Raw genomic sequence first — 17,164 nt, 5'->3', positions numbered from 1 at the left:
TCAGGACGCCGCGAGCGCGTCGGCCCGGGCGAGGTGGCCCCGGCGCGCGGCCACCAGCGCCAGCCAGTTCGCGACGAGGCCCGTGGCGGCGTCCGGCCAGGGCGCGTGGGCCGGGGCGCGGCAGGGCGGCGGTTCCTCATGCCCGCCGGGGGCGAGCCGCGCCGCGAACGCCGCGAGGTCGGCGGCGACGTCCGGGTCGAAGTAATGGGCGGGCGGGTGCGGCCGGTCGCTGCGCGCCCCGTCGCGATAGCGCAGGAGGTCGCGGCGGTACTCGCGGGCGAGGCTGTCGGAATCGTATTCCGGATGCCCCTGCAGGAAGACGAGCAGGCTCGGTCCCGGTTTCACGAACAGGTCGACGCCCGCCTCCTCGGAGCGCGTCAGCACCGCGTAACCGGCGGCCGCGAGGTCGGCCTCGGGCAGGTCGTTGTAGCGGGAATGCGGCACCGGGAGGGGATCGGGCAGCCCCGCGAGCAGCGGGTGGCGGCCGGTGGCCCGGCAGGCGAACACGCCCGAGCGCTTGGACGGGAGCCGCCGCCGGACGATCCCGTCGCGGTGCAGCACGGCGGCATGCGCGGCGAGGCAGGAAAAAAGCGTCGAGAGGGTGTGCTCGGCCGCCCAGTCGATCGCCCGCGTCAGGGCCGCCCAGTAGGGCTCGTCGGTGAGGCAGGCCGCCCGGGGTTCGCAGCCCGTGACGATGAGCGCGTCGAGCCCCGCGCTCTCCATCGCGTCGGCGGGGGCCGAGCGGGGCGCGAGGTAGTCGGCGGCCTGCGGGCCGCGGGCGATCTCCGGCAGGTGGAAGCGCAGCAGGCGCACGCCCGGACCGAGCAGGCGCTCGAACTGGCGCTCGGTCGCCGCGAGCGCGGCGTCCGGCATGTTGTTGAGGAGGCCGACCGTCAGCCGCTCCGGCACGCCGGCCGGGCGCGGGCGCTGTGTGGGCAGGTCGATGGCGGATGGGTGCATCGCGGCCTCCTGCGGAGATCGGCCCGGAATCACTCGGCGGCGCGGATCAGGCTGCGGCTCGCGGCCGTCAGCGCCTGGTCGAGGTCGGCCAGGATGTCGTCGCTGTGCTCGATGCCGACCGAGATCCGGATGGTTTCCGGGAGCACGCCCGCGTGGCGCTGCTCCTCGGGCGACATCTGGCGGTGGGTGGTCGAGGCCGGGTGGCAGGCGAGCGACTTGGCGTCGCCGATGTTGACGAGCCGCTTGACCAGCCTGAGCGCGTCGTAGAAGGCCGCGCCGCCCTCGTAGCCGCCCCGCACCCCGAAGGTGAGGAGCGAGGAGGCGCGCCCGCCGAGGTACTTTTGGGCCATGGCGTAGTGCGGGCTGTCGGGGAAGCCGGCGTAGTTCACCCAGGCGACGCGCGGGTCGTCGCGCAGGAAGTCGGCCACGCGGCGCGCGTTCTCGACGTGGCGCTCGACGCGCAGGGCCACGGTCTCGATGCCCTGGAGCAGCAGAAAGGCGCTCAAGGGGCTGAGCACCGCGCCGGTGGTGCGCTGGTAGACGCTGCGCGCCCGGGCCGCGAAGGCGCCCGCCCCGAACCGCTCCGCGTAGACGAGGCCGTGATAGGAGGCGTCCGGCTCGCAGAACATCGGGAAGCGCGCGGCCTGCGCCATCCAGTCGAAGCGCCCGCCATCCACGATGATGCCGCCGAGCGTGGTGCCGTGGCCGCCCATGAACTTGGTGAGGGAGGCCACCACGATGTCCGCCCCGTAATCGAGGGGGCGCATCAGGATCGGGGTCGCGACCGTGTTGTCGACCACGAGCGGCACGCCGCGGGCGTGCGCGACCTCGGCGAGCGCCGCGATGTCGCAGATGTTGCCGGCCGGGTTGCCGATGCTCTCGCAGTAGACCGCGCGCGTGTCGCGGTCGATCAGGCGGGCCACGTCCTCCGGCCGGTCGCTGGTGGCGAAGCGCGTGTGGATGCCCTGGCGCGGCAGCACGTGGGCGAACAGGGTGTGGGTGGTGCCGTAGAGCTGGGGCACCGAGACGATGTTGCCGCCGCAATCGGCGAGCGTCGCGATGGCATAGTGGAGCGCGGCTTGGCCCGTGGCGACGCTGAGGGCCGCGTGCCCGCCCTCCAGGTCCGCGACGCGCCGCTCCAGCACCGCGTTGGTCGGGTTGGCGATGCGGCTGTAGCGGTAGCCCTCCTGTTCCAGGTTGAACAGGGCGGCGCCGTGGTCGGCGCTGTCGAACGCGTAGGCGACGGTCTGGTAGATCGGCACCGCCACAGCCTTGGTGGTCGGGTCGTCCTCGTAGCCGGCGTGGATCGCGATCGTCTCAGGCCGCATCGTCCCGTTCCCCAACCCTCGAACCTGCCCCCGGCCCTGCAAGGCGCGCACCCGCCGATTCTGTGCCGTTCTCGGACAGGCGGGCGCCGCCCCGCGGCCGGGACGCGGGCAGACTGGGCCGGCGAGGGTTGCGGCTTGCTTCCCGAAGAATCGGAAAGGCCGGCCGGGTCCGGATAACCGGACGGCATGCTGAAGGATGTCTTGCGGCGGTCGGGAGGAAGCGCTGCGATATCAGGCAGGCCGGTCCGGTCGGCTATCGATTCAATCGTTTCTTCAGGCTTCGCCCCCATCGTGACCCGCATGTCACTGGGGAAGGCGGGGGACCGGGCGCATGGCGGCGGCAGGCGGATCGGCCGTGCGGCAGGGGCAGGCCCCCTCCCCGCCCGGCGGCTGGCTCGGGGCGCTGGAGCGCACGTCCCGGATCGGGACGCAGCCGTCCCGCATCCTGCCGCGGGTGATCGACGACCTCGGGGCCGAGCACGGTGAGGCCCCGGCGCTGATCGGCGAGGCCGACACCCTGAGCCATGCGGGCCTCGCCGCCCGCGCCCGCCGCTACGCCCGCTGGGCGCTCGCGGCCGGCATCCGGCCCGGCGACGCGGTCGGGCTGCTGATGCCCAACGGCCCCGACTACATGGCGGCGTGGCTCGGGATCAGCCGGGTGGGCGGCCGGGCGGCGCTCCTCAACACCCACCTCGCGGGGCCGGGCCTCGCCCATTGCCTGTCGGTGGCCGAGCCCCGCCACCTGATCGTCGCGCCGGGGCTGCGCGCCGCCTACGAGGGGGCGGCGGGCCACGTCGCCGACCGGCCCCGGCTCTGGGCCGAAGACCTCGCCGAGGCCCTCGCGCAGAGCGACGACGCGCCGTTCGCGGCGGCCGAGGAGCGCCCCGTCACCCTCGCGGACGCGGCCCTCTACATCTACACCTCGGGCACCACCGGCCTGCCGAAGGCCGCGCGCGTGAGCCACCACCGGGTGATGACGTGGAGCCACTGGTTCGCCGGCCTGATGGCGACGACCCCGGAGGACCGGCTCTACACCTGCCTGCCGATGTACCACAGCGTCGGCGGCGTCGTGGCGACCGGGAGCGTCATCGTCGGCGGGGGCGCCGCGGTGGTGCGCGAGCGCTTTTCCGCCCGGCGCTTCTGGGACGACGTGACGGCGCAGGATTGCACGCTGTTCCAGTACATCGGGGAACTGTGCCGCTACCTGCTGGCGGCGCCCTCCCATCCGCTGGAGCGCGACCACCGCCTGCGGCTCGCCGCCGGCAACGGCCTGCGCCCCGAGGTTTGGGAGGCCTTCCAGGCGCGCTTCGCCATCCCCCGCATCCTCGAATTCTACGCCGCCACCGAGGGTACGCTGTCGCTCGTCAACGTCGAGGGCCGGGTCGGCGCGGTGGGCCGGGTGCCGCCCTTCCTGCGCCACTCCTCCCCGGCGGCGATCGTCCGCCACGACCCCGAGACAGGGATGCCGGTGCGGGGGGCGGACGGCCTCTGCCTGCGCTGCGCGCCCGACGAGCCGGGCGAGCTGATCGGACGGCTGAGCCGGGAGGTCGGCGCGCAGCGCTTCGAGGGCTACACCAGCGCGGCGGCGAGCGACGCCAAGGTGCTGCGGGACGTCTTCGCCCCCGGCGATGCGTGGTTCCGCACCGGCGACCTGATGCGGCTCGACCGCCAGGGTTTCTACTTCTTCGTCGACCGGGTCGGCGACACCTTCCGCTGGAAGGGCGAGAACGTCGCGACGACCGAGGTGGCGGCAGCGCTGGCGGACGCGCCGGGCGTCGCCGAAGCGGTGGTGTACGGCGTCGCGGTGCCGGGGGCGGAGGGCCGGGCCGGGATGGCGGCCCTGCGGGTCGCGCCCGGCTTCGATCCCGCGGTCGTGCGCGCCCACCTCGCCGCGCGCCTGCCGGCCTACGCCCGGCCGCTCGTCCTGCGCCTGTGCGCCGCCTTCGAGATCACCGAGACCTTCAAGCAGAAGAAGCAGGGCCTCGCCGCCGAGGGCTTCGACCCGGAGCGGATCACCGACCCGCTCTTCCTCGACGATCCCGCGGCGGGCGCCTACCGGGTGCTGGATGCGGCGCTCTACGCGGCGGTGGTGCGGGGAGAGGTGCGGGTGTGACGCCGCTTGGAGATCGGGCACAGGCCTCGCGGGATCCCCTCTCCCGTGCGGGCTTCCAGATGCACACATCGCCGAATGAAGCGGGGGTCTCCTCTCCCCGCGTGCGGGGAGAGGGCTGCTTGCACCTCGTCGTGCAAGCAGCGAGCCCGTAGGGCGAAGGTGAGGGGGCGTCTCCGGATGAGGCTTCTCCGGCAGCGCCCCCTCACCTTCGGCTGCCGCCTCGCTTCGGCGACCACAAGGTCGCGTGGGATCTTCGATCCCCTAGCCCTCTCCCCGCACGCGGGGAGAGGAGAACGTGCACGACCCGACGTGTGAATCCACAAGCCCGTGCGAGAGAGGGGTTCTCGCGCTGTCTGCGCCTGACCCGGTGATGGCGGAGGCTGGCCCGATCACGCCGCCGCCGCATACCCCACCTCCCCGGCCGCCGCCCGTCCGGCAGCCTCCGCCAGCTCCGCGCTCCAGGCGCCGTCGGCCTCGCGGCGCACGGCCAGGAAGTAGGTCTCCGTCCCGAGCGGCAGGAAGGCGAGGCCGAAGCGGGCGGCGACCGCGCGGGTGCCCATGCCGGCATCGGCCGCCCCCGAGGCGATCAGGGCCGCGACCGCCTGATGCGTGAACTCCTCCGTGCCCGCGGGCGCGAGTGCGGCGGGATCGAGCCCCGCCTCGGCCCAGAGGCGCTCGAACCACAGCCTTGTGCCCGAGCCGCGCTGGCGCTGGACGAGGCGCGCGCGGGTGCGCGGCAGGTCGGCGAGCGCCGCGATGCCGAGCGGGTTGCCCGGCGCCAGCATCAGCCCCTGCTCCCGGCGAAAGAGCGGGCGCACCGCGAGCGCCGGGTCGGCGAGCGCGGCCGCGAAGGCCGACCCCGGCGGGGCCGCGTGCGCGCCGAAATGGAACCCCGCCGCGGCCGCGCGCCCGTCGCCGACCTGCGCCAGGGCCTCCAGGCTCCCGGCCGTGACGAGGTCGAGGTCCGGCCGCGTCGCGGCGAGCGCGGCGAGGAGCGGGTCGTGGCTCGCCGCGAGGCGCAAAGGCGAGGAGGCCGGCCCGAGGAGCCCGGCGAGGCGCCGGCCGAGCGCCCGCTCCTCGGCCGCGAGCGCGTCGCCGAACGCCCCGAGGCTCGCGCCCAGGGCCTCGCGCAGGCCTTCGCCGAACGGGGTGAGCACGGTGCCGTGGCCCTTGGTCTTCTCCGCCACCGGCCGGCCGAGCGCGGCATCGAGGGCGGAGAGCCGGCCCCAGACCGCCCGGTAGGACAGGCCGAGCCGGGCCGCCGCCCCCTGGACGGAGCGCTCGACCGCCAGCGCGTCGAGGAGGGCGAGCGTCGGCGCGAGCGCCACCTCCTCCCGGCCGTCGCACCACGAGCCCGTCAGGGCGAGCTGCACGCGCATATGCAAGCCGTTTCCTATTGAGTCGGCGGACCTGCTCATAGCATCAGCGGCCCGGGAGGGGCAGCCGCATGCTCGCCACGCTGCAGGAGACGCTGGCCAAGCTCGCGAGCCTCGACCGCGAGGTCGTGGCGATCGCGTGGCTGTCGCTGCGGGTCAGCGTCTCGGCGGTGCTGCTCGGCTCCTGCCTCGGCATCCCGCTCGGCGCGCTCGTCGCCGTGACGGATTTTCCCGGGCGCCAGACGGTGATCGGGCTCCTCAACGCCCTGATGGGCCTGCCGCCGGTCATCGTCGGCCTCGTCCTCTACCTGCTCCTGTCCCGCTCCGGGCCGCTCGGGCCGTTCGGCCTGCTCTTCACGCCCGGGGCGATGATCGCGGCCCAGACCGTGCTGGTGGCGCCGCTCGTCGCCGCCCTCTCACGCCAGATCCTCGCCGATGCCGAGGCGCATCTCGGCGAGCAGCTGCGCTCGCTGCGGCTCGGGACGGTCCGGCGGGCGGCGGCGCTGGTGTTCGACGCCCGCTTCTCCCTCGTCACCGTGGTGCTGGCGGCCTTCGGGCGGGCGATCTCGGAGGTCGGGGCGGTGCTGGTGGTCGGCGGCAACATCGCGGGCCAGACCCGCACCATGACCACCGCGATCTCGCTCGAGACCCAGAAGGGCGACCTGCCCCTGGCACTCGCCCTTGGGGCGGTGCTGATCGGGCTGGTGATCGTGCTGAACGCGGCGGCCTCGCTGCTGCGCGGCTACGCGCTGAGGGCCTACGGATGAGCGCCGGGCTCCCGATCATCCTCGACCGGCTGGCCTTCCGGGCGGGCGGGCGGGCGATCCTCGACGGCGCCAGCGCCCGGATCGAGCGGCCCGGCATCACCGCGGTGATCGGCCCCAACGGCGCCGGCAAGAGCGTGCTGCTGCGCCTCCTCGACGGGCTCCTGGCGCCGAGCGGCGGCGCCATCCGGATCGGGCGCGGCGAACCGATCCGCCGCGCCTTCGTGTTTCAGCGTCCCGGCCTGCTGCGGGCGAGTGCGCGCCGCAACGTGGCGCTCGCCCTCCCGGGCCTGTCGCGCCCGGCGCGGGCCGAGCGGGTGCGGGCCGCCCTCGCCCTGGTGGGGCTGGAGGGACGGGCGGACGACCCGGCCACCAAATTCTCGGGTGGCGAGCAGCAGCGGCTGGCGCTCGCCCGGGCCTGGGCGGTGGAGCCCCACCTCCTCCTCCTCGACGAGCCGACCGCGAACCTCGACCCCGCCGCCACCGAGGCGGTGGAGCGGGTCGTGGCCGGGATGGCGCGGGAGGGCACCAAGGTGCTGATGGTCTCTCACCACCTGGGCCAAGTGGCGCGCCTCGCCGACGACGTCCTCGTCCTGGCGGCCGGTCGCGTGGCCGAGCACGGCCCGGCCCGCCAGGTTCTGTCCGATCCCCGTTCGCCCGATGCCCGGGCGTATCTCGCCGGAGAATTGCCGTGGACCGCCTTCGCCGCCTGCTATGCCTGAATTTTTTGGCCGTCGGCCTCGCCGCCCTGACCCTCGGGAGCGCTCGCGCCGCCGAGGGCATCACGGTCGCCTCCACCACCTCGACCGAGCAGTCGGGCCTCTTTGCCCACCTGCTGCCGCGCTTCACCGAGGCCACCGGCATCCCCGTGCGGGTGGTGGCGCTCGGCACCGGCCAGGCCCTCGATGTCGGGCGCCGGGGCGATGCCGACGTCGTCCTCGTCCACGACACGGCCGCCGAGGAGGCGTTCGTGCGCGACGGGTTCGGGGTGAAGCGGCTCCCCGTGATGTACAACGACTTCGTGGTGGTGGGGCCGAAGGGGGACTCCGCCGGCGCGTCCGGCCGCGACGTCGCGGCGGCCTTTCGCCGGATCGCGGAGGCGAAGGCGCCCTTCGTGTCGCGCGGCGACCGCTCCGGCACGCACGCGGCGGAACTGCGGATCTGGCGCGAGGCCGGCCTCGATCTCGGGGCGGCGCGGGGCGCGTGGTACCGGGAGATCGGCCAGGGCATGGGGCCGGCGCTCAACGCGGCCTCCGCCACCGGCGCCTACCTGCTCGCGGACCGCGGCACGTGGCTGTCGTTCAAGAACCGCGGCGATCTGGCGGTCCTGGTCGAGGGCGACCCGCGGCTGTTCAACCCCTACGGGGTGATCCTGGTGAACCCGGCGCGGCATCCGCACGTGAAGGCGCGGGAGGGGCAGGCCTTCATCGACTGGCTGGTCTCGCCGGCCGGCCAGCAGGCGATCGCGAGCTACAAGATCAACGGCGAGTCGCTGTTCATTCCCGACGCGGCCGGGGCGGCGGGGCGCTGAGGCGTCCCGGCGGCACGCGGGCGTCGCCGTGCGGGCCCGGGCGCCGCGGCCCTGAGGGCCGAGGCGTCCGTCGGGGGGATCAGACCGCGATGCGGTCCTCGTCGTCGGCGGGCTCGCGCAGCACGTAGCCGCGGCCCCACACCGTCTCGATGTAGTTCTTGCCCTGGCTGGCATTGGCCAGCTTCTTGCGCAGCTTGCAGATGAAGACGTCGATGATCTTCAGCTCGGGCTCGTCCATGCCGCCGTAGAGATGGTTGAGGAACATCTCCTTGGTGAGCGTGGTGCCCTTCCGGAGCGAGAGGAGTTCCAGCATCTGGTACTCCTTGCCGGTGAGGTGGACGCGCGAGCCGGACACCTCGACGGTCTTCTGGTCGAGGTTGACCACGAGGTCGCCCGTGGTGATGACCGACTGGGCGTGGCCCTTCGAGCGGCGCACGATCGCGTGGATTCTCGCGACCAGTTCATCCTTGTGGAAAGGTTTGGTGAGGTAGTCATCGGCCCCGAAGCCGAGGCCCTTCACCTTGTCCTCGATCCCGGCCATGCCGGACAGGATCAGGATCGGCGTCTTGACCTTGGCGACCCGGAGCGAGCGCAGCACCTCGTAGCCCGACATGTCGGGGAGGTTCAGGTCGAGGAGGATGATGTCGTAGTCGTACAGCTTGCCGAGATCGACGCCTTCCTCGCCGAGGTCGGTGGTGTAGGTGTTAAAATTCTCGGACTTGAGCATCAGCTCGATGCTCTGCGCCGTGGCGCTGTCGTCCTCGATCAGAAGTACGCGCATCTCAGGTCCCCAAGCCCTGGCCCTTAAGGGTGAGGCAAGCCCCCGCCGCCCATCCGCCATCGGCCGCTGGCGGATGCCCGTCTGTTTCCGAATCGCGACGCTATGCCATGAGCGTTAACAAAGCCTGATTCACTCCCGCAAGCGTCTTGTATCGCCCTGTTGTGCCGGGAGTTTCGGCGTTGTCGTTCCGTTCTGGCCGCCCTCGCGTCGCGTCCACGATCCTTCTCGTGTGGAATCCGCCTAAGCGACTCCAAAGATTCAACCCTGTCATGGTTGTGGCATCGGCGACACTCGCCGGCTGTTCTTGCCGGCGGGCATCACCCGCCCTCTCCTGACCAGTGTTAAGGAGAGGGGTAAACGGAAGGTTGATGCGACGCGGCCGGAGGCCGGGCGCCCACAGCGCCGGAAGCCCTTGTGGCGCGCGTGTGACGGTGACGGGAGCGGCGCGATGGCGGCGGAGGACGCGGGGCCGGTGGGACGTCTCGCGGCGGCGCGGGCGGTGCTCGACGGTATCGAGGGCCTGGAGGTCTTCGGCCGGGTGGTGGCGATCCGCGGCCTGCTGATCGAGGTCGCCGGGCCGGTGGCGGCCATGCGGCTGGGCGGGCGCCTCGACATCGTGGTGGAGGAGCGCCCCGGCCAGGAGGGCGTGGTGCCCTGCGAGATCATCGGCTTCTCGGGCGCCCACGCGCTCGCGATGCCGTTCGGCTCGCTCCAGGGGGTGCGCCGCGGCTGCCCGGCCCGGGTGCGGGCGGAGGGGGCGGGGGCGATCCGCCCCAACCGCGGATGGCTCGGGCGGGTGGTCGACGCCCTCGGGCGGCCGATCGACGGGCTCGGACCGTTGCCCGCCGGTCCCCTGCCCTACCCGCTCCAGGCCGACCCGCCGCCCGCCCATGCCCGCCGCCGCGTCGGCCAACCCCTCGACCTCGGGGTGCGCTGCATCAACACCTTCCTGACCATGTGCGCGGGCCAGCGCATGGGCATCTTCGCGGGCAGCGGCGTCGGCAAATCGGTGCTGCTGTCGATGCTCGCCCGCTACACCGCCGCGGACGTGGCGGTGATCGGCCTCGTGGGCGAGCGCGGGCGCGAGGTGCAGGAGTTCCTGCAGGACGACCTCGGGCCGGCGGGCCTCGCCCGCTCGGTCGTGGTCGTGGCGACTTCGGACGAGCCGGCCCTGATGCGCCGCAACGCCGCCTACGTGACGCTGGCGCTCGCCGAGCATTTTCGCGATTCCGGCGCGCAGGTGCTGTGCATGATCGACTCGATCACCCGCTTCGCCATGGCCCAGCGCGACGTGGGGCTCGCGGCGGGCGAGCCGCCCACCGCCAAGGGCTACACCCCCACGGTCTTCAGCGAGCTGCCGCGCCTCCTCGAACGGGCCGGGCCCGGCACGGGCGAGGGGTCGATCTCGGGGCTGTTCACGGTCCTGGTCGAGGGCGACGACCACAACGAGCCGGTGGCGGATGCGGTGCGCGGCATCCTCGACGGGCACATCGTGATGGAGCGGCGCATCGCCGAGACCGGCCGCTACCCGGCGATCAACGTCCTGCGCTCGGTCTCGCGCACCATGCCGCGCTCCTGCGACCCGGCCTTCCTGCCGGTGGTGCGCCGGGCGCGGCGGGTCCTGTCCACCTACGCCGACATGGAGGAGCTGATCCGGCTCGGGGCCTACCGGGCGGGATCCTCGGCGGAAGTGGACGAGGCGGTGGCCCTGATGCCCGATCTGGAGGCTTTTCTGGGGCAGGGTAAGGAAGAAGCAACCTCCCTCCGCGAAGGTTATCAGCGCCTGGCCGCGATCGTCGGCGGGCCTTGAGCCGGCGCGTCGCCACGGCCGAGCCCGCGAGCCTGAGGCGTCCTCGCAGAGGCCTTCCGGCCGCGCGGGCCCGGGGCGGCGGACCGGCGGACGAGGACGAGCGGCCATGCCGTCCCGAGCGCGTGGAGTGGGGAAACGATGAAATCGCGCGAGACGCTCATCCGGCTGCGACGCTTCCAGGTGGACGAGAAGCGCCGACGCGTCACCCAGATCGAGACGATGATCGCCGACTTCGCCCGCATGGCGGCCGAACTCGACCGCGAGATCGCCCAGGAGGAGCAGCGCGCCGGCATCTCCGATCCGGCCCACTTCGCCTATCCCACCTACGCCCGCGCCGCCGCCCAACGCCGCGACAACATCCGCCGCTCCGCCAGCGACCTCGACGCCCAGCTCGCCGAGGCCAAGGGGCATCTGGCGGACGCGTTCGAGGAGCTGAAGAAGGTCGAGATCCTCGACGATCGCGAACGCTCCGCCGAGCGCGCCGCCGAGAGCGCCCGCGAGCAGGCCGACATGGATGCGATCGGCCTCGGCCGCGCCCGGGCCTGAGCGGCCGATCGGCGAATGCCGGTTTTCGGGCGGGACGCCGGCGGTACGCCGGCCATCCGGCGGAACGCCGGACAGGAGGGCGCCCCGCGCCCTCTGCACACCCGGTCCGTCCTCGGATAGAAGGAACGCGTGGCGCGAGATCCCATCCCGAGAGGCGGACGAACCCGATCCATGCAGGACCTGTCCCGAGACCGCCGGGACGAGCCCGGGCTCGTCGATGCCGAGGCTCATTCGGCCGGCTTCCGCCAGGTCCGCGAGGCGCGCCGCCTCGAACTGGTGGAGGATTACGTCGAGCTGATCGCCGACCTGATCGGCGACGGCGGCGAGGCGCGCCAGGTCGACATCGCGGCCCGCCTCGGCGTCGCCCAGCCCACCGTCGCCAAGATGCTCAAGCGCCTCGCCGAGGAAGGGCTGGTGCAGCAGCGCCCCTACCGCGGGGTCTTCCTCACCGAGTCCGGCCGCGCGCTCGCCGAGGAGGCCCGCGAGCGCCACCGCATCGTCGAATCCTTCCTCATCGCCCTCGGGGTCAGCCCCGAGGTCGCGCGCTGCGACGCGGAGGGCATCGAGCACCACGTCAGCCGCGAGACCCTGGAGGCCTTCCGCCGCTTCGTCGCGGGCCGCTCCGACGCCTGAGCGCGGTGCGCGTCCGGGACCGGACGCGCGGTCTCAGCGCGGCATCAGCGCCCAGTAGTCGAGGTCGAGGATCACCGCCGGGTCGAAGCCTTCCCCGGCCTTGTCCGGGAAGGCGCCGCAGGGCTGGTTCTTGGTCGCGACCAGGCGCAGGCGCAGCGCCCCGACATCGCTGCGGCCGGGCAGGTCGGCCACCTCCAGCACCTCGCTCCAGGCATAGACCGTGTCGCCGGCAAACAGCGGCGCCACGTGCCGCCCGGCATTGATGCCCGCGATCCCGAAGGCGTTGCCCAGCCCGTTGAAGCTGAGCGCCCGCGCGAGCGAGATCACGTGCCCGCCGTAGATCAGCCGGCGCCCGAACCGGGTCTCCTTGACCGCGTGGGCGTCGAAATGGACCTTGGCGGTATTCTGGTAGAGGCGGGTGGCGATCTGGTGCTCGGCCTCCTCGACGGTCATGCCGTCGACGTGGTCGATGCGCTCGCCCGCCGCGTAATCCCCGAGCCGGTAGGGGCTGCCCGCCAGCGCCGCGTCGTAGGCGCGGGGATCGAGGGTGGGCAGAGCCGCCGCGAGGTCGGCGGGCGCCACCGCCTTGGCGAGCTGCGGCACCGCCTCCTCCGGCACGGTCGCCTGCGGGTCGCGCTTGCGCACCAGCACCCAGCGGCAATAGGTCAGCACCGCCGCGCCCGTCGCGTCGTAGCCGGTGGAGCGCACGTAGACGACACCGGTCTGCCGGTTCGAACTCTCCTTGAGGCCGATCACCTCCGAGACCGACGACAGGGTCTCGCCCGGATAGACCGGCCGCAGGAACCGGCCCTCGCCGTAGCCGAGATTGGCCAGCGCGTTGAGCGAGATGTCCGGCACCGTCTTGCCGAACACCACGTGGAAGACCAGGAGATCGTCGAGGGGCGCCTGCGGATAGCCGAAGGCCCGCGCGAAGGCGTCGGACGACTGCACGGCGAAGCGGGATCCGTAGAGCGCCGTGTAGAGCGAGGCGTCGCCCGTGGTGACGGTGCGCGGCGTGGCGTGCCGGATGGTCTCGCCGAGGCGGAAATCCTCGAAGAAGCGGCCCGGGTTGGTCTTCATCGTCGTCCCTCGAAGACGGCTGCGGGAGAGGCGGCCATACGGCTGCGCCGCCGCCTTGTCGCACCGCAGCAGGGCGCGTGCGAGTGGCCTTTCGTCAAGCCCCGGCAGCGGCCGCGAGACGGGCCGCCAGGGCCTCGCCGTCCCCGGCGATGCGAAACAGCTTGCTGCGCGCGCTCGCCCCGGCGGCGAGCGCGATCGCGCCGGCCGGGCAGCCGAGGGCCTGCCGCAGCACGTCGCGGATCGCCGCGTTGGCGGCCCCGTCGGTCGGTGCCGCCCGCACCCGCACCTTGAGGAGGCAGGAGCCGTCCGCCCGCGCCTCGACCCCGTCGATCGCATCGCGCCCGCCCCGCGGCGTGGCGCGCACCCGCACCTCCAGGCCGTCGGCCACCACGCGCCAGGGCCGCGCCATGCCGCCGCCTCAGGTCAGCGAGGCGAACACCTCGAACATCAGGTTGCGCAGGAAGAACAGCAGCAGCACCAGGATGATGGGCGAGATGTCGATGCCCCCGAGGTTGGGCAGCACCCGCCGGATCGGCCGCAGCGCCGGCTCGGTGACGCGGAACAGGAATTCCCCGATCTGTGACACGACCGGGTTGCGCACGTTCACGACGTTGAAGGCGACGAGCCAGCTGAGGACCGCGCTGGCGATCAGCAGGTAGACGTAGAGGGTGATGATGTTGTCGATGAGCCAGAGAAGCGAGCGCATGCGCGGTCCGTAGGTCCTCGTCGCCCGAAAAGGCACGATGTGCGGTTCGAGCCGGGAAGGGAATTGACAGGCTGAAGCGGGCCGGCCTACAAGGCCCCCGCCTCGCCGGGGCTGTAGCTCAGATGGGAGAGCGCCGCAATCGCACTGCGGAGGTCAGGGGTTCGAATCCCCTCAGCTCCACCACCCTCTTCGCCGTGACGGATCGCCGTCGAGAAGCCGAGGGGTGATGGAGGGCGCGAGGCACCTGCTCCACCACACTGTCATCATTGGTGATGATTTCGCCCGTTGATGCGGCGCGCGCAGGGACGTCCCGCAGGCGGTTCGGCATGCCGCGTCGATGCGAGGCCCCGCGGTCGCGGTCAGGCGCTGCCCGACGGCCGGCGCCGATGTCGGGTTCGATGCTCGGCCCAGGCACGATTCAATTCAGTGTGGCGGCGCGATCAGTTCAGGCGAAGCTCGCGGTCCATTTCCACTTGTCTGCGACGTGGCGCTTTATTTTGATGTCAAGCTGGAACGGGCGCGTGTGGCGGCCGTTTGTCATCTGTCGCGCGATGATCGACGAACTGAGCAACAGGTGACAGTAAACTGACAGTCTCATCAGCAGGCGCCCGGTCCGGGTTCTGAACCCCGGCCGGGCGTTCTGCTGTTCAGGCGATGGCAGCGAGGACCGGCTGCGCTCCGCGTGGCGCGGCTCAGCGGAACAGCGACAGGATGGTCTCGCCCGAGGAATTGGCGATGCTGAGCGCCTGGATCGCCAGCTGCTGCTGGGTCTGAAGCGCCTTCAGCTTGGTCGACTCCTCCTCGATATCCGCGTCCACCAGCGTGCCGACCGTGCGGTCGTTCGCCTTCATCAGCGTGTCGACGAAGCTCATCTGGCCGTCGATCTGCGTCTTGTTGGCGCCGAGCTTGGTGCCGGCATCCGTCACCTTCGCCAGTGCCCGGTCGACCTGTGTGATGATGGCCTTGAGGCTGGTGTCGCCGGCGGTGCCGACGAGGTTCGAGATGTTGATGGTGTTGATCGAGAAGGTGGTGCCGCCATCGACGGTGTCGAGGATGCCCCGGCCGGTGGTCGTGCCGGCGGCCGAGCCGGCCCCGGTGCGCGCGTCGGCCGCCGTGACGCCGGTGCCGAAGCCGACGTCGATCAGCGTGTAGGTGGCCGTCGCCGCCGCGTTCTGGATGGTGATCTGGGCGTTGGTGCCCGCACCCGTGGCGGTGGTCTGGAAAGTCAGGCGGCCGGAGGTGTCGAGCGAGGCCGTGACCTTGCCGGCGAGCGGGGTGGCGGCGGTGTCGGCGGCGATCTGGTTGTTGATCGCGTTGAGGAACTCGGTCGTCGTGACCGCAGCGAGGTTTCCGACCGCCGAGGACAGGGTGGTCCTGTTGAGCGTGATCGTGGCGGTGGAACCGTCGGCGAGCGACAGATCGAACTTCACCTCGTTGGTGCCGCTGAAGTTCGCGGTGCCGCCGCTGAAGCCGGTCGTGCCCGTGAGGGTGGCCGCGCCGAACACCCTGCCCTCGGTCGCCGGCGTCGTGACGCTGGTCCCGTTCACATCGTAGAGCTTGATGCCGTTCACGTCGACGTTGATGGTGGAGAAGGCGAGCGCACCGCCGACGCCGCGGGAGAAGCCGGCCACGACCTGCTCGGTGGCTTGGTAGGCCGGGTTTGTGGGCGACGAGTCCACCGACAGCCAGTTCTTGCTGTTCGAGACCGATGAATCGGCGGTGGCCTTCATCTTGTTCTGGATGGCGGTGATCTCGGTCTGCACCTTGGATCGGTCGGTGCCGGGCTGCAGGGCGGTCTGCAGCTTCGCGCGCAGGTTCTGAAGGTCGGAGATGACGCTGTTGAGGCCGTTATAGGTCGTATCCACCGAGGAGGAGCCGAGGCCGAGCGAGTCCTTGACGGCGCCGAGCGAGGCGTTGTCGGTGCGCACCGCGGTGGCGATCGACCAGTAGGCGGCGTTGTCGGAGGCGGCCGAGACGCGCTGGCCGGTGGAGACCCGGTTGCTCGTCATGTCGAGCTGCGCGTTGATGCCCTTGAGCGTCGTCAGCGCCGTCATCGCGGCGCCGTTGGTGAGCAGGCTCGTCACTGTCGTCGACCTCGTCGTGCGGCGGCCCGCCTCACCCCGCACGCACCAGCATGGCGTGGTCCGGGGAAGCGGTCGCGGGATCGGATGGTTGTGCCGGAGCGGCCCGCCGATGGAGGGATGGACCGACGCGGCGGCGCGCGGGTGCTGCGCCGATCGCGACTAAGCCATGGGCATGGTAAATTGCGGGTTAACCTAAACCAATTGCTGCACAAATCGTATCGCGCCGCGCGGCCCGGACGTTACGTCAATCCGGACCGCCCGCCCCGTCGCATCTAGAGTCCGCTCGCGGCGCTGCGCCGGCTCTTCCGCCATTTCAGGAAGGCTTGGTACAGCTCCTCCTTGTCGGCCGTCGCGCTCGGCTGATGCTCCTTCAGGAACTGCGCCGATTCGGAGGCCGCCATCGCCTCCTGGGGGCGTCGGGCGTCCAGCCAGTCCTGTGCCGGCCGGAACCGCGTCCAGCCGCTCACGCTCGCGGCGAGGTTCACGTCGCGCCACTTGGGATGGCGCTGCGGCGACAGAAATTCGTCGAACTTGCCGAAGAACGCCTCGACGAAGCGGGTCAGCTTCTTGTAGCGGGCCGATCCCTTGGGATGGTTGTAGACGCCGAGCACCGAGCCGACCGCCAGCGTGTCGATCGGTCCCGCGGTCAGCAGCTTGGGATAGTCGCTGGTGTTGAGGCTGGCCGGGATATAGGCCTCGTGCACGGATTCGGTGAAGCGCGCCGGGATGAGGTGGAATTTGTCGCCCGGGTCGAAGCCCGCGATGATCGAGACCGGCTTGGCAGCCACCGACACCACCGCGTCGAGCTCTCCCTTGCGCAGCATCTCCAGGGCGGTGGGCTGGTCGACGTTGACGACCTCCACGGCGATGCCGAGGCTGCGGAACATCGCCCGCCCGCTGTAGTCGGTGCCGCTGCCCTTGACGTCGAAGCTGACCCGCTTGCCCGCGAGCTTCCGGGCGTCATCGATGCCGACCGGGCCGATGATGTGCAGTTCGTCATCGAACAGCTTGGCGATGTACTGGATGTGCCGCTCGACGTTGATGAGCCGCTTGTCCTGGCGCAGTTGCTCGATCGTATCGGTGCGCAGGAAAGCGAGGTCGATCCCCTTCAGGAAGCGCAGATCGTAGGCGTTCTGCCCGGCGCCCTTGCCCAGGACCGGCAGGACGCGCAGGCGATCGGTCTCGTCGAGCACGAAGGCGAGATCGGCACCGATGCGGAAGTAGGTTCCGCCGGGCGTGCCCGTGATCACCGCGACCGTCGAGGCGTTCATCCGCTCGCCGAGGGTCAGTTCGGTCGCGGCCTCGTCGGCCGCCTGGGCCTGGCCGGCTTGGGGCTGTTCGGCCGCCCGGACCGCCACGCTCTGGCCCGCCAGGAGGCCGAGACAAGGTGCGGCCATCGCGACGAGAAACCCGGCTCGTCTTCCACGCATGGTGTCCTCCCTGGATTGCTGG

At 72.0% G+C, this 17,164-nt stretch carries 16 protein-coding genes and 1 tRNA gene; 8 read left to right on the top strand and 9 right to left on the bottom strand.

Annotation, left to right across the window (positions count from 1 at the left end):
- Positions 1-960: a homoserine O-succinyltransferase MetA gene (gene metA / locus ACKUB9_RS11950; protein ID WP_407522149.1), complete on the bottom strand. Its 960-nt coding sequence runs from the start codon at positions 958-960 to the stop codon at positions 1-3.
- 29 nt (positions 961-989) lie between these two features.
- On the bottom strand, positions 990-2,288 hold the full coding sequence (locus ACKUB9_RS11945; protein WP_407522147.1) for an O-acetylhomoserine aminocarboxypropyltransferase/cysteine synthase family protein: 1,299 nt from the start codon (positions 2,286-2,288) through the stop codon (positions 990-992).
- 331 nt (positions 2,289-2,619) lie between these two features.
- On the opposite strand from ACKUB9_RS11945, the gene ACKUB9_RS11940 reads away from it, so the two are divergent.
- Positions 2,620-4,401, top strand: coding sequence for a long-chain-acyl-CoA synthetase (locus tag ACKUB9_RS11940; protein WP_407522145.1), 1,782 nt, complete (start codon positions 2,620-2,622; stop codon positions 4,399-4,401).
- Between the two features lie 389 nt (positions 4,402-4,790).
- Here ACKUB9_RS11940 and ACKUB9_RS11935 read toward each other — a convergent pair whose 3' ends face one another.
- On the bottom strand, positions 4,791-5,780 hold the full coding sequence (locus ACKUB9_RS11935) for a substrate-binding domain-containing protein (protein WP_407522143.1): 990 nt from the start codon (positions 5,778-5,780) through the stop codon (positions 4,791-4,793).
- A 68-nt stretch (positions 5,781-5,848) separates the two neighbouring features.
- Between ACKUB9_RS11935 and ACKUB9_RS11930 the strand changes: the two genes are divergently transcribed.
- Genes ACKUB9_RS11930 through ACKUB9_RS11920 form a run of 3 tightly spaced genes read left to right on the top strand, consistent with a single transcriptional unit; the run spans position 5,849 to position 8,072 of the window.
- Positions 5,849-6,544, top strand: coding sequence for an ABC transporter permease (locus ACKUB9_RS11930; protein WP_407522142.1), 696 nt, complete (start codon positions 5,849-5,851; stop codon positions 6,542-6,544).
- Positions 6,541-7,263, top strand: a complete 723-nt coding sequence (locus tag ACKUB9_RS11925) for an ATP-binding cassette domain-containing protein (protein ID WP_407522141.1) — start codon at positions 6,541-6,543, stop codon at positions 7,261-7,263. Before ACKUB9_RS11930 ends, ACKUB9_RS11925 begins: the two co-directional genes overlap by 4 nt.
- Positions 7,233-8,072, top strand: coding sequence for an ABC transporter substrate-binding protein (locus ACKUB9_RS11920; protein ID WP_407522139.1), 840 nt, complete (start codon positions 7,233-7,235; stop codon positions 8,070-8,072). The genes ACKUB9_RS11925 and ACKUB9_RS11920 overlap by 31 nt, the downstream gene beginning before the upstream one ends.
- A 79-nt stretch (positions 8,073-8,151) precedes the next feature.
- Here the strand turns inward: ACKUB9_RS11920 and ctrA are convergent, their stop codons facing one another.
- Positions 8,152-8,853: a response regulator transcription factor CtrA gene (ctrA, locus tag ACKUB9_RS11915; protein ID WP_407522137.1), complete on the bottom strand. Its 702-nt coding sequence runs from the start codon at positions 8,851-8,853 to the stop codon at positions 8,152-8,154.
- 448 nt (positions 8,854-9,301) lie between these two features.
- On the opposite strand from ctrA, the gene fliI reads away from it, so the two are divergent.
- The 3 genes from fliI (at position 9,302) to mntR (ending at position 11,842) form a co-directional block, all read left to right on the top strand.
- Positions 9,302-10,663: a flagellar protein export ATPase FliI gene (gene fliI / locus ACKUB9_RS11910; protein WP_407522135.1), complete on the top strand. Its 1,362-nt coding sequence runs from the start codon at positions 9,302-9,304 to the stop codon at positions 10,661-10,663.
- Positions 10,664-10,801: 138 nt separating this feature from the next.
- Positions 10,802-11,209, top strand: coding sequence for a flagellar export protein FliJ (fliJ, locus tag ACKUB9_RS11905; RefSeq protein WP_287748372.1), 408 nt, complete (start codon positions 10,802-10,804; stop codon positions 11,207-11,209).
- Between the two features lie 171 nt (positions 11,210-11,380).
- On the top strand, positions 11,381-11,842 hold the full coding sequence (gene mntR / locus ACKUB9_RS11900) for a manganese-binding transcriptional regulator MntR (protein ID WP_407522132.1): 462 nt from the start codon (positions 11,381-11,383) through the stop codon (positions 11,840-11,842).
- A gap of 33 nt (positions 11,843-11,875) precedes the next feature.
- On the opposite strand, the gene ACKUB9_RS11895 is transcribed toward mntR, so the two are convergent.
- The 3 genes from ACKUB9_RS11895 to ACKUB9_RS11885 form a co-directional block, all read right to left on the bottom strand.
- Positions 11,876-12,922, bottom strand: a complete 1,047-nt coding sequence (locus ACKUB9_RS11895) for a MaoC family dehydratase (RefSeq protein ID WP_407522130.1) — start codon at positions 12,920-12,922, stop codon at positions 11,876-11,878.
- Positions 12,923-13,016: 94 nt separating this feature from the next.
- Positions 13,017-13,331, bottom strand: coding sequence for an ACR/YggU family protein (locus ACKUB9_RS11890; RefSeq protein ID WP_407522128.1), 315 nt, complete (start codon positions 13,329-13,331; stop codon positions 13,017-13,019).
- Between the two features lie 9 nt (positions 13,332-13,340).
- On the bottom strand, positions 13,341-13,628 hold the full coding sequence (locus tag ACKUB9_RS11885) for a YggT family protein (protein ID WP_407522126.1): 288 nt from the start codon (positions 13,626-13,628) through the stop codon (positions 13,341-13,343).
- Positions 13,629-13,735: 107 nt separating this feature from the next.
- On the opposite strand from ACKUB9_RS11885, the gene ACKUB9_RS11880 reads away from it, so the two are divergent.
- A tRNA-Ala gene (locus ACKUB9_RS11880) sits at positions 13,736-13,811 on the top strand.
- Between the two features lie 509 nt (positions 13,812-14,320).
- Here the strand turns inward: ACKUB9_RS11880 and ACKUB9_RS11875 are convergent.
- Positions 14,321-15,712, bottom strand: a complete 1,392-nt coding sequence (locus ACKUB9_RS11875; RefSeq protein WP_407522124.1) for a flagellin N-terminal helical domain-containing protein — start codon at positions 15,710-15,712, stop codon at positions 14,321-14,323.
- Between the two features lie 272 nt (positions 15,713-15,984).
- Positions 15,985-17,142 carry a TAXI family TRAP transporter solute-binding subunit gene (locus ACKUB9_RS11870; RefSeq protein WP_407522122.1) on the bottom strand — a complete coding sequence of 386 codons (1,158 nt, stop codon included), beginning with the start codon at positions 17,140-17,142 and terminating at the stop codon, positions 15,985-15,987.
- Positions 17,143-17,164: the final 22 nt, after the last annotated feature.

The organism is Methylobacterium oryzisoli, assembly GCF_046557895.1.
GTDB lineage: Bacteria > Pseudomonadota > Alphaproteobacteria > Rhizobiales > Beijerinckiaceae > Methylobacterium > Methylobacterium oryzisoli.
This window is presented reverse-complemented; position numbering and strand designations above follow the sequence as displayed.